15 protein-coding genes are annotated in these 16,038 nt (G+C 64.3%); 11 read left to right on the forward strand and 4 right to left on the reverse strand.

The window, feature by feature from the left end; translation table 11 throughout:
- The first annotated feature begins 47 nt into the window (after positions 1-47).
- The 3 genes from B0A89_RS05180 (at position 48) to B0A89_RS05190 (ending at position 4,192) form a co-directional block, all read left to right on the forward strand.
- Positions 48-560, forward strand: coding sequence for a hypothetical protein (locus tag B0A89_RS05180; protein ID WP_085377225.1), 513 nt, complete (start codon positions 48-50; stop codon positions 558-560).
- Positions 550-2,334, forward strand: a complete 1,785-nt coding sequence (locus B0A89_RS05185) for a phage terminase large subunit family protein (protein WP_085377226.1) — start codon at positions 550-552, stop codon at positions 2,332-2,334. The genes B0A89_RS05180 and B0A89_RS05185 overlap by 11 nt, the downstream gene beginning before the upstream one ends.
- A 193-nt stretch (positions 2,335-2,527) precedes the next feature.
- The gene (locus B0A89_RS05190) at positions 2,528-4,192 is read left to right on the forward strand and encodes an Eco57I restriction-modification methylase domain-containing protein (protein WP_205949777.1); all 1,665 of its coding nucleotides are present in this window, start codon (positions 2,528-2,530) and stop codon (positions 4,190-4,192) included.
- On the opposite strand, the gene B0A89_RS05195 is transcribed toward B0A89_RS05190, so the two are convergent.
- Complete coding sequence (locus B0A89_RS05195) at positions 4,172-5,206, reverse strand: restriction endonuclease (protein WP_085377227.1); 1,035 nt, start codon at positions 5,204-5,206, stop codon at positions 4,172-4,174. The two genes, B0A89_RS05190 and B0A89_RS05195, sit on opposite strands and share 21 nt — an antisense overlap.
- A gap of 128 nt (positions 5,207-5,334) precedes the next feature.
- Between B0A89_RS05195 and B0A89_RS05200 the strand changes: the two genes are divergently transcribed.
- From B0A89_RS05200 to B0A89_RS05220, 5 genes are read left to right on the forward strand one after another with little or no spacing between them, the layout of a single operon-like run.
- Positions 5,335-6,765 (forward strand): phage portal protein, encoded by a 1,431-nt coding sequence (locus B0A89_RS05200; RefSeq protein WP_240558648.1) that lies wholly within the window; start codon positions 5,335-5,337, stop codon positions 6,763-6,765.
- Positions 6,758-8,557, forward strand: coding sequence for a prohead protease/major capsid protein fusion protein (locus tag B0A89_RS05205; protein ID WP_085377229.1), 1,800 nt, complete (start codon positions 6,758-6,760; stop codon positions 8,555-8,557). Before B0A89_RS05200 ends, B0A89_RS05205 begins: the two co-directional genes overlap by 8 nt.
- A 1-nt stretch (position 8,558) precedes the next feature.
- Entirely contained in the window at positions 8,559-8,768 is a 210-nt protein-coding gene (locus tag B0A89_RS05210; protein WP_023912405.1) for a phage head-tail joining protein, read from the forward strand.
- Between the two features lie 2 nt (positions 8,769-8,770).
- Positions 8,771-9,115: a DUF2190 family protein gene (locus B0A89_RS05215; RefSeq protein ID WP_085377230.1), complete on the forward strand. Its 345-nt coding sequence runs from the start codon at positions 8,771-8,773 to the stop codon at positions 9,113-9,115.
- Positions 9,112-9,426 (forward strand): hypothetical protein, encoded by a 315-nt coding sequence (locus tag B0A89_RS05220; protein ID WP_085377231.1) that lies wholly within the window; start codon positions 9,112-9,114, stop codon positions 9,424-9,426. Before B0A89_RS05215 ends, B0A89_RS05220 begins: the two co-directional genes overlap by 4 nt.
- A 14-nt stretch (positions 9,427-9,440) precedes the next feature.
- Here B0A89_RS05220 and B0A89_RS05225 read toward each other — a convergent pair whose 3' ends face one another.
- Positions 9,441-9,656 (reverse strand): hypothetical protein, encoded by a 216-nt coding sequence (locus B0A89_RS05225; protein ID WP_085377232.1) that lies wholly within the window; start codon positions 9,654-9,656, stop codon positions 9,441-9,443.
- Positions 9,657-9,772: 116 nt separating this feature from the next.
- Here B0A89_RS05225 and B0A89_RS14565 point away from each other — a divergent pair, with 116 nt between their 5' ends.
- Complete coding sequence (locus B0A89_RS14565; protein ID WP_157115252.1) at positions 9,773-10,855, forward strand: hypothetical protein; 1,083 nt, start codon at positions 9,773-9,775, stop codon at positions 10,853-10,855.
- A 442-nt stretch (positions 10,856-11,297) separates the two neighbouring features.
- Here the strand turns inward: B0A89_RS14565 and B0A89_RS05235 are convergent, their stop codons facing one another.
- On the reverse strand, positions 11,298-12,227 hold the full coding sequence (locus tag B0A89_RS05235; protein ID WP_085377234.1) for a metallophosphoesterase: 930 nt from the start codon (positions 12,225-12,227) through the stop codon (positions 11,298-11,300).
- Positions 12,227-13,663: a DUF6880 family protein gene (locus B0A89_RS05240; protein ID WP_169712136.1), complete on the reverse strand. Its 1,437-nt coding sequence runs from the start codon at positions 13,661-13,663 to the stop codon at positions 12,227-12,229. The genes B0A89_RS05235 and B0A89_RS05240 overlap by 1 nt, the downstream gene beginning before the upstream one ends.
- A gap of 218 nt (positions 13,664-13,881) precedes the next feature.
- Here B0A89_RS05240 and B0A89_RS05245 point away from each other — a divergent pair, with 218 nt between their 5' ends.
- A complete protein-coding gene (locus B0A89_RS05245) occupies positions 13,882-15,036 on the forward strand; it encodes a tyrosine-type recombinase/integrase (RefSeq protein WP_085377236.1) in 1,155 nt (384 codons plus the stop codon).
- Between the two features lie 121 nt (positions 15,037-15,157).
- Complete coding sequence (locus B0A89_RS05250) at positions 15,158-16,033, forward strand: BrxR family helix-turn-helix transcriptional regulator (RefSeq protein WP_085377237.1); 876 nt, start codon at positions 15,158-15,160, stop codon at positions 16,031-16,033.
- Positions 16,034-16,038 lie beyond the last annotated feature (5 nt).

The raw sequence follows: 16,038 nt of genomic DNA on the forward strand, positions 1-16,038 counted from the left end.
ATGCGGGGGAGCGCAGCGCATTGGCCCGCCAACGTCAGGGGGCGAGAATGACTAAACTCGACAGCCATGAGACCAAGACCGCTTTCGCCGCCCGCGTCGGCCTGACCAAAGGCCGCATCTCGCAACTGGTGGCCGAGGGTCTGCCGGTGCGCCCCGATGGTCAGATCGACGTGGCGGTGGGCCTCGCCTGGATCGAGGACAACCTCGACCCCGCCCGCCGCAACAAGGGTGGTGCCGCTGCGACCCCCGCCCGCGTCTCGACCAGGCTGGCCGAAGCCAAGCGGCTGCATGAGATCGTGAAGGTGCAGCGCGCCAAGCTGGCCTTCGAGAAGGAACAGGGCCTGCTGGTCGAAACCGCCGCCGCCACCCGCACCGTCTTCGCCCGCGCCCGTGCCGAACGCGACGCCCACATGGCTTGGGTGCAGCGCACCGCGCCGCTGCTGGCGGCCGAGGTCGGGGCCGATCCGCGCGCCACCTTCGCCGCACTGGACCGGATGATGCGCGAGCATCTCGAACACTTGGCCGACCTTCCGCTCGGGAGCTTTGGCGATGGTGCCTGACATCGACCTTGCGTGGCGGCGCGGCATCCGCCCGGAACCGCCCATCCCGGTCTCGGACTGGGCCGACCGCCACCGCATCCTGCCGCCCACCTCTGCGGAACCAGGCCGCTGGCGCACGGACCGCACGCCTTACCTGCGCGCGGTGATGGACGCGCTGTCCACCTCCAGCCCTTACGAACGGGTGGTGTTGATGAAGGGCGCTCAGACCGGAGGCTCCGAGGCTGGGCTGAACTGGCTGGGTTACATCATCCAGAATGCGCCCGGCATCGCCATGCTGGTCATGCCCTCGCTCGATATGGTGCGGCGCAACACGACGGTGCGGATCGACCCGCTGATCGAGGCCACCCCTGCCCTGCGCGATCTGGTCTCGGCCCCGAGGTCACGCGATGCCGGGAACAGCCTGTTCCGCAAATCCTTCTCCGGCGGCCAGTTGGTGATGACCGGCGCGAACAGCGCAGTCGGCCTGCGGTCTACGCCGGTGCGCTACCTGTTCCTGGACGAGGTGGACGGCTATCCCGGCGATGCCGATGGCGAGGGGGACCCCGTCGATCTGGCCATTCAGCGCACCTCCACCTTCCGGGGGCGGCGCAAGATTTACATGGTGTCCACGCCGACTCTGAAGGGTCACTCCCGCATCGAGGCGGCCTTCCTCGACAGCGATCAGCGGTATTTCCACGTCCCCTGCCAGCACTGCGGCGAAATGGCCCCGATCATGTGGGCGCGCATCCGCTGGCCAGAAGGGCAGCGCGACGCCGCCTACCTGGTCTGCGATGCCTGCGGCGGCGTGCATCACGAGCACGACAAGCCACGCCTGCTGGCCGCTGGAGAATGGCGACCAACCGCGCTGGGTGATGGCCGCACCGCGGGGTTCCACCTGTCATCACTCTATTCCCCGTGGGAGACATGGGCCGAGATCGCGCAGGAGCACGCCCGCGTCGCAAAGGATCCCGCCCGCCTGCAGGTCTGGGTCAACACCAAGTTGGGCGAGTCCTGGGAGGACCAGGCGGGCGATACCGTTCCCGCCGATCCGGTGATGGCCCGGCGCGAGGATTGGGGCAGCGACCTCGCCCCCGGCGTGGCTGTGCTGACGGCAGGCGTCGACGTGCAGGGCGACCGGATCGAGGTGCAGATCGTCGGCTGGGGCCGGGACGAGGAAGCGTGGGTGATCGACTATCGCGTCTTGTGGGGCGACCCTTCCGGCCCACGCCTCTGGTCCGACCTAGACGGCGTGCTGAACGGCACTTGGGGAGATCTGCCGGTGCGCGCAGTGGCGGTGGATACCGGTGGCCACCACACCAAGATGGCCTACGAGTTCTGCCGCACCCGCCTCGCCCGCCGCGTCTGGGCGATCAAGGGCCGCGGCGGCCCCGGCATCCCGGTCTGGCCCCGCCGCCCGACCCGCACCAACAAGGGCAAGATCCCGTTGTTCATCGTCGGCGTCGATGCCGTGAAGGATGCCGTTTACGCGCGCCTGAAACTGACCGAACCTGGCCCCGGAGCTATCCACTTCCCCCGCCGCCTCGACGCCGACTACTTCCGCCAGTTGACCGCCGAACGTGTCGTCACCCGCTTCGAGAAGGGCCGCCCCATCCGCTCCTGGCAACCCAAACGCGAAGGCGAACGCAACGAAGCGCTGGACACCTTCGTCTACGCCCACGCCGCCCTGCACGGCCTGATCAGCATGGGGATGCGGTTGAACGAGGAGGTGGAGGGAAGGGTTGGCGTACCAGTGCAGCCAATGCGTACGGCGATCCGTTCTGCATGGATGGGATAACTCGCCTCCGCTGGCAGTCAGTGCAAAAGGATTTTGGCGCGGCGCGAAACATGCTCGGAACCTGCACACAAAGGCCATCACACATCTTCAAAGCGAAGACGGTAAATGGACTTGCATCCGCCCGGTTCGAAGTGGAACTCCCAATCGTTCCGATGTAAGCTTGCCGAGAACAATAAAAGAACAGGATGATCCAGTGACAGAGGCGGTGAGGTTCACGAAACGCTATGGCGACGTTGGGGAGACCAAATCCGACGGGGCAACCTACACACCCCGGGCGCTTGCTGACTTCGTGGCTGACCGCATCCTAGCAAACGCGAACCTTGTTTCTGGGCGGGCTATCAGGGTTCTTGACCCCGCGATAGGACACGGCGAGTTGCTCCTCGCGATACTAGATCGAATTGACGGGCCTGTCGAAGTCTTCGGATTTGAAACAGACCATTTGGCGTTGGCTGTGGCCCGCAGGCGCCTGTCGCTCGAACATCCGCAGGCCATCCTGAACCTTCGCCTCGGCAGCTTCTTGGACCATGTGCTCGACGACTTCGCGGGTGGGCTGTTCGCCAGTGCCGAACCTTATGACATCATCATCGCCAACCCGCCGTATGTGCGCACACAAATCATCGGTGCCGACCGCGCGCAGCAACTCGCCCAGCAGTTTGGGCTGACTGGGCGGGTTGACCTATACCACGCCTTCCTTCTTGGCATGGCGACAGTTCTGGCACCAGAAGGCGCGGCCGGTTTCATTGTCTCAAACCGGTTCATGACGACGAAGGGCGGCGCATCCGCCCGCGCCGGGATGATGACTGGCCTCCGGCTGCGCGAAGTCTATGACTTGGGCGACACAAAGCTGTTCGATGCTGCCGTGCTGCCTGCCGTGCTGATCGCTCGGGGCGCAGGGGCGAAGTCCGCCACACCGTCCTTCGTGACAATTTACCAGACAAAGGATGAGCCCGCGCATACGGCCGCTACTCCGATAGAAGCAGTTGGAAAACATGGTGCGGTGTCTATTGACGATGGCCGGACCTTCCTTGTTCAACATGGGACGCTAGACACGGGCGGGGACCCTTTCGGGGTGTGGCGGCTGGCGTCGGCAGGTGTGGAAAGCTGGCTGGCAACCGTTGAACAGAACGCCTGGGGCACCTTCCGCGACATTGGCAAGATCAGGGTCGGGATCAAGACGTGCGCCGACAAGGTATTTCTTCCTAAAAAATGGGACTGCGAGCTAGAGTTGCACCGACCCTTGACGACGCACCACATCGCGCGGCGGTTCCGGTCCGAGCCACACAACCAGCTAGTCTTGTACCCGCATCAGGCGGTTGATGGCAAAAAGCAGGCCGTGGACCTGTCCCTGTATCCGGCCAGCCTTGCCTATCTGGAGCAGCACCGGCAGACCCTAGAAGACCGCAGCTATGTGATTGAGGCAGGGCGACAGTGGTATGAAATCTGGGTGCCGCAGAACCCGGCCGACTGGCCGGCGCCAAAGCTGGTATTCAGGGACATTTCCGAGCGGCCCACCTTCTGGCTGGACCTTGAGGGTACAGTTGTAAACGGCGACTGTTATTGGCTGACGGGGGATGAAGACCTGTTGTGGCTCGCGGTTGGCGTGGCCAACTCCACCTTCATCGAGCGCTTCTATGACCTCCGCTTCAACAATAAGCTCTATGCGGGGCGGCGGCGGTTTATCACACAGTATGTCGAACAGTTCCCCCTCCCAGACCCAGAGAGCAGCGGCGCACGGGAGATTGTGACCGCCTGCCGCGACCTTTACGCCCGGATGGCCAACGGCCCCGACCCAGCCCTTGAAAAGCGTATTGACCGGATGGTGTGGTCCGCGTTCGGCCTACCTGTAGAAGAAGTCTGACGGGAGCGGTATCTGAAGCTTCTTGTTGAGGACCTTGCCGCCAAACTGCGGGAATCGTGAGAAAAAGTTCGCTCCTGTGGTCAGGTACAGGTGGGTCAGCGTCACCGCAGCACCATCCGTTTGCGCATAGAACAGGGCATAGCGCACGTCGCAATGGCGGACCTGCGTTCCGGCGATTTGTGGCACGTCCAGCGGCTCCTCGCTGGCAGGTCTCACCAACCCCAGGTCGATGGTTGGCGAGGTCTGTAGCTTGACCTCCAGCAACTGGTTCCGAACATCCGGAAAGCGCCCATCGTCGCGGTAGTCGGCATAGCCCAGAAGCTCGCAGACGATGCGGTGCAGCGCGGCACCCCTGTTGCGTTCCTGATCCCAACCAGCATCTGGGAAGGACCGACCCACCGCGCCACGTAGCCTCTCGAAAACCTCGCCAATGGGCAGGATGAGGCCGTGCGTCGGGTGGTCTATCGGGCTGACGGTCTGGGCTAGGTTCGCCCCGGCCCGAATATGAGGCAGGAGGGCGTCGGTGTCAGTCGGGGAAATCAACTCCTCAGGCGCTGCCCCAGGAATCAGCCTCGCCTGATATTTTTGTGTCAGAGTACCGGTGGTGTCGAGCTGCGCCAGCTCCTCGCCATTGACAACCTTAACCCCTGCGATTTGGTCAGCCTCATCGACACGCAGGATGACATAGCGGCGCGTCGGGGAGAGCTCTTCATTCCAGACTTGAAGGTTGTTCGACTTCTGGGCGTAGGTGTCGAACATTTGGCCCAAAAAGCGGGGCTGGGTCTTCTTGAAGCTTGAGGGCACGGGGTAGCCCAGAGCGCGACAGACGTTCTCTTTGACGACCTTTGATCGTGTACGAAGGGCCAGGCCGGCAAGGCTTATCCCGCGCAGCCGCTCGTCTAGGAGTACCTCAAGTTCGGGTGTTGGGATCCAAAGGTCTGGATCGCCAACCTCAATGGGATCATAAATCGTAAGGCCACTATCGGCGATTGCTCGTGCGTAATCCTGACTCATCGTGCCTCAGCATTCTCAACTTCTTGAGAAGGCTAGCAGTTGGATCAATGATCGACTAGCCGCCGCGTTCTAGCCCAGCAATTTCCAATCCCGATCCTTCCCATCCGCTCGGATACCCCGAGGACGCCGTGCATGAGACACTGCGCACCATGCGGACGCTGCTTCATCGCCTCCTAGGATTCACGCGCACGCGCGGCTTTGACGCTGCGGGTGGTGGTCGGCGTTGGGAGGGGGCGCGGACGGTCGACGGGCTGAACACGGCGATCCTTGCGGGCGCGACCACGGCGGCGCGACGTGCGGGATGGTATGCGCGGAACAACCCTTGGGTCGCGGCTGCTGTGGACAGTCTGGTGGGCAATGTCGTCGGTGCGGGGATCAAGCCGCAATCCACGCACCCTGATCGCGCGGTGCGCGAACGGCTGCAGGTGTTGTGGCTGCGCTGGACGGACCATGCCGATCCGGGCGGGCTGGCCGATTTCTACGGTCTGCAAGCTATGGCCGTGCGCGCAATGGTCGAGGGCGGCGAGAGTTTCGCCCGGCTGCGAGTGGTGCGCGATGCCGCCACCGTTCCATTGCACATCGACCTCTTGGACCGGGACCAGGTGCCGCTGGACCTGCACCGCGACATCGGCGGCGGCGCGCGCATCCGAGCCGGGATCGAGTTCAACGGCGCTGGGCAGCGCACCGCCTATTGGGTCATGCGCGACCGGCCCGGCGATCCGCTGACCTCGCTGCGGCTGGAACCGCTGCGGCTGCCCGCCGCCGATTGCCTGCATTTGTTCAAGCCGCTGGCGGCTGGCCAATTGCGCGGGATCACCTGGCTGGCCCCGGTGCTGCTGCGCCTGCACGAGTTGGACCAGTTCGAGGATGCGGCGCTGGTGAAGGCCAAGGTCGCGGCGCTGTTCACCGGCTTCATCACCGATCCTGACGGCACGGCAGGCGGGCTTTCCGGCACCAACACCAACGGTGCGCTGACCGTGGGCATGGAGCCCGGCAGCCTGATCCCCCTTCCGCCCGGCACCGACATCCGGTTTTCCAACCCGACCGAGCACGATGCCTACGCGCCTTTCGTGAAGAACCACCTGCGCGCCGTCGCAGCCGGGATGGGTCTGCCCTATGAACTTGTCTCGGGCGATCTGGAAGGCGTGACCTATTCCTCGATCCGCGCCGGGCTGATCGAGTTCCGCCGCCGCGTCGAGCAGCTGCAGCACAACGTGGTCGTCCATCTGCTCTGCCGCCCGGTCTGGGAACGCTTCGTGCGGCTGGCAGTGCTGTCGGGCGATCTGCCCGCACGGGACTTCGACCGCGATCCCGCGGCCTATCTCGGGTGCGAATGGCTCCCGCCCAAGTTCGACTACGTCGATCCCAAGAAGGACGTCGAGGCCGAGATCCTCGCCATCAACGCCGGTCTCAAGAGCAGGACGCAGGCCATCTCCGAACGGGGCTACGACGCCGAACAGGTCGATGCCGAGATTGCCGCCGACAAGGCGCGCTCGGATGCGCTGGGCCTGAACTTCGGTGCTTCGCCTGTCCAGAAAGAGGACATCGCCGATGAATGACACCGTCACCCTGCTGAACCGCCGCGCCGACCTGGCCCCGGCGAGCGCCAACCGCGATGACCGCACCGTCGAGGTGATTTGGTCCACCGGTGCACCCGTGCGCCGCCGCGACATGGCTGGCCCTTATGTCGAACGCCTCAGCCTTGCGCCTGAGGCGGTGGACCTGTCGCGCTTGCAAGGGGCCAGCGTGCTGGATGCGCATCGCCAGTCCGCTGTCCGCGATGTGCTGGGCAGCGTGCAATCCGCAGCCGTCGATGGACAGCGCGGCACGGCGCTGATCCGCTTCTCGGCCCGCCCCGAGGTGGAACCGCTTTGGCAGGACGTGCTGTCCGGGATCCTGCGCCATGTCTCGGTCGGCTATTCGGTCGAGGAATGGGCCGAGACCACCGAGAACGGCGCGCGCGTGCTGACCGCCGTGCGCTGGACCCCTCACGAGATTTCCCTGGTGCCTACGCCCGCCGATCCCGGCGCCCACATCCGTATGGAGACCCACATGACCGACACCAACACCCCCGCACCGCCCGAGGCGCAGACCCGCGCCGCGATCAACACCGAGATCCGCTCCATCGCCCGCATCGCCGGGCTGGACCAGGCGTGGATTGACGGCCAGATCGACGCCGCCGCCGATGCGGACTGCGCCCGCCGTGCCGCCTTCGAGGCGCTTGCCAACCGCAGCGCGCCGACGATCCGCACCGAACAGGTCCGCGTCGAGATGGGCGATAGCCACGATGACCCGGCCCTGCGTGCCCGCCAGATGGGCGAGGCCCTCTATGCCCGGATCAACCCGCGCCATAAGCTGTCGGACCCTGCCCGCCGCTATGCCTATGCCACGCCGGTGGACATGGCCAAGGAACTGCTGACCCTGCGGGGCGAATCCACCATGGCGCTGTCGCCAGCCAGCCTGGTGACCCGCGCCCTGCACACTACGTCCGACTTCCCGATCATCCTCGGCAACACCGTGGGCCGCGTGCTGCGCGATGCCTACCAGGCCGCCCCTTCCGGCATCCGCCGCCTCGGCCGCCAGACCTCGGCGCGGGATTTCCGGGCGGTGAACAAGATCATGCTGGGCGAAGCGCCGCTCCTGGAGAAGCTGAACGAGGCGGGCGAGATCAAGTCTGGAACCATGGCCGAGGCGCGCGAGGCCTACAAGATCGAGACCTGGGCCAAGAAGATCGGCACCACCCGGCAGGTGCTTGTGAACGACGACCTCGGCGCCTTCGCAGACCTCGCCCGCCGCATGGGCCAAGGGGCCGCCGAGACCGAGGCACGGATCCTCGTGACCCTGCTGGAGGCGAACAGCGGCAACGGCCCGACGCTGTCGGACAACAAGGCGCTGTTCCATGTCGATCACGGCAACCGCGCGACGACAGGTGCCGTGATCTCGGACACCACCCTATCGGCCGCGCGTCTGGCCCTGCGCACCCAGAAGCGCATCGAGGGCCGCGTGATCCGCGTGACGCCGAAGAACCTTTTGGTACCACCCGCGCTGGAGACGGTGGCCGAGAAGTGGCTGGCGACCATCGCGCCCGCCACCGCCACCGATGTGAACCCCTTCTCGGGAGCGATGTCGCTGGTGGTCGAACCACGCCTGTCCAGCGCAACCCGCTGGTATGTGACCGCCGACCCCGGCGAGATCGACGGCCTCGAGTTCGCCTATCTCTCGGGCAACGAAGGGCCGCAGGTGGAAAGCCGCTCGGGCTGGGACGTGGACGGCGTGGAAATCCGGGTGATCCTGGACTTCGGCGCAGGCTTCATCGACCACCGCGGCTGGTTCCAGAACCCCGGGGCGTGACGTGGCCGACCTCGCCCAACTCACCGCCTGGCGCGACGCCCTGATGGCCGCCCGCTATCAGGGCATCCGCACCGTCGAATACGACGGCAAGCGGGTCACCTATGCCAGCGACGCCGAGATGGCAGCCGCGCTGGGCGACCTCAACCGCCAGATCACCGGCACCACGGCCCGCATCGCCGTGGTCCGCATCCAATCCTCGAAAGGGCTTTGACCATGAAGAACCATATTCAGAAAGGCGACGTCATCACCGCGGCTGCTCCCGCAGGCGGCATTGGCGCTGGCGAGGGGGCGATCATCGGCAACATCTTCGGCGTCGCCGCCTATGTGGCCGCCGTGGGCGAACCGGTCGAACTAGCCACGACGGGCATCTATCAACTGCCGAAAGCCACCGCCGCCGTGCTGACGGTCGGCGCCCGCGTGTCCTGGGACAACACGGCCAAGAATATCAACGTGCCGGGCACCGGGCGTTTCCCGGTGGGCATCGCGACAGAGGCCGCCGGGAACGGCATCACCAGCGTCGCGGTGCGCCTCGATGGCGTGGCAACGGTGGCGGCATGATGGAGCGGGACATACGCGCGGTGCTGGATGGCCTCGGGCTACTGGTTCAGGACAGCAAGGACGCAGGCAAGCTTCAGGCTATGCGCAACTATGCGGCTGTCATGGCCCTGTGCGCCGACCTCCGGAGGTTGGCCGAGGAGTATAACGGCACGCGGAACATCACGATGGTCATCAGCGAGTTGGAGAACCACATGGCGGCCGTCGCCGGACTGTTCCCGACTTGGGACTTGCCGAAGGATCAACACCTCGTGGGCGCACATTCCGCCATCGCCAAGCTGGCCATGGGCACATGCTTTGGCCAGTCAACCTAGTCGGGAAGGAATGTTCAGGCGGCGTGCTCGCCCTCGCCGAACGCCATGTCGGTGATCTCGCGGAGGCGGGCACGGTAATGTTCCATCGTGCCGACATGGCCCCAGTGCACCTCCTCGGGGTTGTAGCCGAAGTGGTCGGCGCTGTGGGCGGCCAACCGGGCCATCATGGCGTCGATCTCGGTCTTCGCGGCGATGAAGGTGTCCAGTGCGGCGTCGTTCGTCTTGGGCATGGCGGCTCCCGATTTGGCTTCGGGGACATGACGGCTGGGCCGTCTTGATATAGCAAGTTGTTTTCGGACGGCATTTCGGTGTTTCATCGGAGCACACCAACCTGATCGATTGGGCAATGCTTCCAAAGCCGCTGCTTGACATACTCGAACCAGCCTATCGCCCCTGCGCGCATTTCGACGGCGCATGCGCGGGTGCCTGTACGTGGGAACCGGCACGGGGCTTGGTGCCCTGTGCCTTCGGCGGCGCACTGGGCTCGCTTGATGAAGTGCGCCTGATCATCGTGACCGCAGAACCCGGCGACCCGCCAAACAGCACCGGCTATCAAGGAACGCCGCAGGACATGGTCCAGAATTCGGTGCGCATTTTTCGCGAAGCGATGCAGAACTTTGGGATAGACAGGGCCGGGCGCCCCACACCGTTTCATCGAAACATGCGCCGCATCCTTGATGCCTTCTGGCCGACAGATGGCCTCGACGTCCAACTCCGGAGGACCTGGACGACCAACGCTGTTCTCTGCCCGGCCGAGGTTTCCGGGGGTAAGCACCTCCCTCGGGTTGAGAAGGCATGTACCGAGACCTATCTTGCGCGCCAGTTGGACCTTTTCCCGAAAGCCTTCGTCCTGGCGCTGGGCGGCAAGGCGCGCGACCGCATGCAGACAGCAGGGTTGAGGTTTGACGCAGTCGGATTGCACCCGAGCGCGCGTGCATCGGAGGCCGATAAAATGGCATCTTGGGAAATCGCTGCGCGGCTGTTTCGTGGAGAGACGTCGGAAGGTAGGATCTCCGCACCGGCATCACCGCCACGACAAGATCGATCACACCGCGTAAAGCGAGGTGCAATGCCACCGCGGCCAGAATTGACCAGCGATCTTCAGGCAGCCATCAGAGCCCTTCCGCCCGGAGTAGCCGACTTCTTCCGGAGATTGGTCGATCACCCGGAGTATGGGTGTCAGGCAGGGCGGATGCAGCTGATGGTGTCCTTCCGCGGCGCGAAAGTGGGCGGTCTGAACCGCCAAGCATCGCATTGGTACTTCTCAAAGGTTTTCATCTGCGATCACGGCGATCCAGCCACAATGACGCAGCACGGTTTCGGGCATGTGGTCCACAACGAGAAGCACGAGTATTGGATGCGTCAGGGGGCCGGGGCGCAGGCTGCCTTCGAGGACGCAATGGTCGCAATGACCGGGGTACGGCCGTGAGCGACACGCCTTCGCCAACAGGAACGTCCCACGAACATCCTGCGATTCCCATGTCGCATGGGTGTTGCACGGAGGAAATCGGAACGGCTGTAAGCCTTTGGAATCGCGCAGAAAGATCTTGTTCTGTGTCGCAACGCGAAAAGCGCCCCGTGGGGCGCTCTGTTATGGCCTAAGCCTTTGATATCTTGTATGAAGATTTGGTTGCGGGGGCAGGATTTGAACCTGCGGCCTTCAGGTTATGAGTCGTGTCGAACGAACCATGAACGGTCGCGCAGGATCGCGAGTTGTTGCGCGGTTTCCGCCAGTTGCAAGCCGGGCCAACCGAAGCGGCCTGCGCGCGGATTGTCAGGATTTCGCAGCGGTTTTCACCCTCGTGCTTCCACTATGCTTCCACCGGGCAGCGAAGTGATTTTCCGGTAGCACAGCGATCATTCATGGCAGGTCAGTCGATCACGACCAGGTTCTGTGGATCCAGCGTTGCTTCACCAACCCAACGATAGGCGCAGGTCACGCGGGGATAGTCGAGACAGACTGCATTGGGTGCGTCGATGGTCGGGGTGCCCAACCGCTTGTAGTGCCCGAAGAACACCGGCTTTGCTTCGGCCCCATAGGCGCGAAAAGCGACGTCGCCCTCGATTGGCGTCGCAGGCAGTGTTTCAGGGTCCGGCACCGACAAAGCCGCGTCGCGCCAGGTCATGGCGTCCGATTGCCACCATTTCAGACGCAGCGCAGTGCGTCGGTGGCCCTTGATGTCATGGAAATGATGCGGCGCGGGCAGTTCCGCTTCCGGCCCCTTCAGCGTTGTCAGGACAGCCTCCGCAAACCCACTGGCATCATTTTCCAGCGCGATTTCCTGCAGATCGCCGTTTGTGAGCAGGCCGTCCGGACGGCGATCCATGATCGTCGCAATGCGCGCCTCATCCCAGCAGGCATGGACGAGACGTAGGCCACCCAGATCAAGGAACAGCGGCAACGACAGGAACCAGTCCATCACCTCAGTCGTGTCCGGGTGCCCAACCGGAAATTCATCAAGGAACGTCTGGTGCTGGTCCCGGTTCTTTGCCGAATGAGCCCGCATGTAGCCATCGTCCGTGCCATCGGCGTTCAGGCCCGGCCGATGGTAGAGCAGCGCATTCAACTCGTGATTGCCCATGATCGCCACGGCATGCTCCTGATCGCACATGGCGCGGACGAGGGTCAGAACCGAACGGTTCGTGCGACCCATATCTATGAAATCACCGAGGAATGCAGCGATGCGGCCTTCAGGATGTGACCATGACGCACTGCCGGGCACATAGCCAAGGGTGATGAGCGTTCGCGTCAGGCGGTCGATATCGGCGTGAATATCCGGGATGATGTCATAGTGCTGCATCAGGCGAGCTTACCCCAAAAGCCGGTCTTTTTGCCATGCTCCGCCTTCAGGCGCGCGGCATAGGCGTGATGCGGCTCGACCAGTCCGAAGTCCTCGATCCGTCCGGCCAGGTCCGCACAGGTCGCCAGGTGCTGGGCAGCATAGCCATAACGCTTCTGCCTCCCCTCGGTCAGCGTGAAATCGATCATCGCCCTCAGCGCCACCGTCGCGGCCAGCGGATGCTTCTCGGCCAATGTCTCGGCCGCCGGGGCGAGGAATTCGTAGTGATCGCCATCGACCTCGTCCTGCCGGTCGATCAGCACTCGCGCGGCGTGGCCAAGCGATGGCCAATTCAGAAAGAAGGCCAGGGCTGCAAGCGGGTCGGCATGGCCAGCGGCATGCGCCATCGCCCGCTCCTCAGCCTCGATGTCGTCGAAATCCGGCAGACGCTTCAGATAGGCCCGCAGGTGCTCACCCGACAGGTCGCGCTCGAAACACGCCCAGCGGAATGCCTGCGCCTCGACTTTCCGGTCAAGCGCCTCGAGCACGGCAAGGCGCGCGTCCTGCCACTCGGGCGGGATCCAGCGCGTCTTGTCCACTTCCGCCCGCTCGATGAAGCCAAGCGCGTCCCCTGCCCTGCCCGCCGCCAGCAGGCGCTGCGCAATTTCGGCCGCGATCTTTGGTACCTTGCGGGTCTTGGGGTCATACTGCGCGATAAAGCCGTCGACGTCGCCCTGGACGTCGGCGATGTCCCTCAGTGCCATTTCGACCGTGCTCCGCCGCGCGCGTTCCTCCATCTCGTGAGCATAGCGTGTGCCGCCGCTGCCCCAGCCGACGGCCTGCCATTCGCTCTTTGGCGGTACTGGCACGGGCGTGCGCCCAAGTTCCTCGACCAGTGTCTTCAGATGCGCAACGCCCTCCGGGCCCAGCGCCGGGGCGATAATGGCGATCAGACCGTCGTACTGGCCAAAGCCGTTGTCCTGCAGCCCATCGAGAATCTGCCGCGCCAGTGCCTCCGGCGCCGCGTCAGCCGCCTTGGCCACCTCGCCCAAATCGGCGCATGCCTGGTGGAAGATGTCGATGACGGTGCCGCTGCTGTCATCGCAGCGTTCGAACACTGGCATGGCCAGTCCCATGAACCGCCACAGGAGCGCCAATGCCTCACCCGGATCATGCGGAGCGATCTGTTCCATGATGGCGCTGCGCTGGGTCTGAAGATCCTTCACCAGCGGCTTGCGGTTCTGCCAGTTCACGAAGGTACGTGCCTTTGCGATGCTGCTCAGCCGCTTGTTGATCTCCCGCGCCGCTTCCCTTGGGCCTTCCGCTCCGGCGAGCGCCAGCCGCAGCTTGCGCTTGGCAGCGGCATCGCCGGTGCTGATCTCGATCAGCAGTTGCGCCAGACGCTCAGCGCCCAGCGCCTCCAGGTTTTTTTCATTGAGGGTGGATTTCGACGCCATCGGAATTCCGTTTCTTTTCGCGGACCTTAGCAGCGCGGTCGGAAGACCGGAACCTGCGTTCTGATTCGCCGTGGCCAGAGTTTTCGCCCACGCCTGCGATTCAGCCCCTGCGTGGCATTACGTGGATTTTCCTTTTTCCACGCAATATCAATGTGTTCGTTGACTAGCCCTCCGCGTTGGGCACTGTGGAAACCAGTCAACCCGGAAGCCGATCTCTCATGCCCAAGCTCACAAAGCGCATCGTCGACGCCGCAGAAGCGCAAACCGCTGAATACTTCGTCTGGGACAGCGACATCCCTGGTTTCGGGCTGCGGGTGCTGCCAAGCGGGCGGAAAGGCTACGTCGTGCAATACCGCGCAGGGCGCCGGTCGCGGCGTATCAGCCTCGGGCCTAGCACCGTGCTGACCTGCGAGCAGGCGCGCACCCGCGCCATCACCATCGTCGCCGCTGCGCGCAACGGACTGGACCCGGCGGCCGAACGCGACGCAGGGCGCAAGGCGATCACGATCAAGGAATTGGCCGAACGGTTCGACAAGGAACACATCGCCATCCGCGTGAAGGCCAGTACGGGCAAGGAGTATCGCCGGAACCTGCAGCGCTTCATCCTGCCCGCCCTCGGGCAGTTGACGGTCATTGGGATCACGCGGGCAGACGTCGCAAAGTTCCACCACGACTTGCGGCACATCCCCTATCAGGCCAACCGCTGCCTCGAGGTGATCTCGAAGATGTTCAGCCTGTCCGAGATGTGGGGCCTGCGGCCGGACGGGACCAACCCGCGCAAGCACATCCGGAAGTATCCCGAGGAAAAGCGCGAACGGTTCCTGAGTGCGGCCGAGCTGCGCCGGATCGGCGAGGTGCTGCGCGAAATGGAAGCGGAAGGGGTGGAACTGCCCTCAGCCATCCTCGCCGCGCGTCTGCTGATCCTCACCGGATGCCGCCTGAATGAGATCATGTCCTTGCAATGGTCCTACGTCGATCTCGACGTCCCTGCCCTGCGCCTGCCGGATTCAAAGACAGGTGCGAAGGTCGTCCACGTCGGACAGCCGGTCGTAGACCTGCTCCGGGGCGCCCAGCGCGTCGACGGCAACCCTTGGGTGATCACCGGTACTCTGCCCGGCAAGCCCCTGAGCGATCTCCAGCCCTTCTGGCAGCGCGTCCGCGCCCGCGCAGGGGTAAAGGACGTCCGCATCCACGACCTGCGCCACACCTTCGCGTCCACGGCCGTGGCGTCGGGTCAAGGCCTGCCGATGATCGGCAAGCTCCTCGGCCACACGCAGGTCCAGACCACGGCGCGATACGCCCATCTCGCGGCGGAACCCGTCCGGATGGCGGCCGACGCGGTCGCGCAGAACCTGCGGCAATCCTTGGGATAATTGCGCGCCAGCCATTCCCTTTTCGATTGATCCCCAAGCATCGCGCCGCTACGGTCGAGGAAGGCCCAGAAATTGGGCGCGCATAATTTCCATGCGCATCGACCGATGACGGGAGAGCGTGGTGAGCGACGACAGGTCGGAGCTTCGTTGGGGGGTCGAGCAAAGGCTCGAGTTCATCGAGTTCCGCCTGTTCTGGGAGGGGCATGTGAACCGCAGCGATGTGATGGAGCAGTTCGGGCTGTCGGTGAACCAGGCGTCATCCGACCTGAGCCGCTACATCGGCCTCGCCCCCCACAACATGGACTACGACCGCAGCCTGCGGACCTATGTGCGCCAACCAGGCTTCAAGCCTGTGTTCGACAAGCTCGATGCCGGTCGGTACCTCGCCCAGCTGCGGTCGGTCGCCGACGGCATCCTTGATCAAGACGACTGCTGGATCGCCGGACTGCCCGCCTACGATTCCGCCCCCACCCCGGCGCGCGGCGTAGATCCTGCAACCCTCCGGTCCGTGGTCGATGCGATCCGCCAGTCTGAAGCAATCGAGGTGCAGTATCAGTCCCTGTCCAATCCGGAGCCCCGGTCGCGCTGGATCGCGCCGCATGCCATCGCCTTCGACGGTTTCCGCTGGCACGCCCGCGCATTCTGCTTCGGTGACGAGGTGTTCAAGGATTTCCTGCTGTCCCGGATCCTCGACATCCGCGGCTCGCGCACGGCAGACGTTCTGGGCTACAACGATCAGGACTGGCACACCTTTGCAACGCTGGAAATCGGCCCCCACCCTGCCCTGTCAGAGACGCAGGCCAAGGTGATTGCGCTCGACTATGGCATGCTCGGCGGCAAGGCTGAGATCAAGGTTCGTCGGGCGTTGCTCTACTATGCGCTAAGGCGACTTGGGCTCGATACCGATCCCGCCGCCCGGAAGCCTCACGACCAGCAGATCGTGCTTTTGAACCGTGACGTGATCCTCGGCCGCCAGGGTCAGGCAGAGGAGCAGTAGGATTT

Origin of the sequence: Paracoccus contaminans (assembly GCF_002105555.1) — a bacterium.
GTDB lineage: Bacteria > Pseudomonadota > Alphaproteobacteria > Rhodobacterales > Rhodobacteraceae > Paracoccus > Paracoccus contaminans.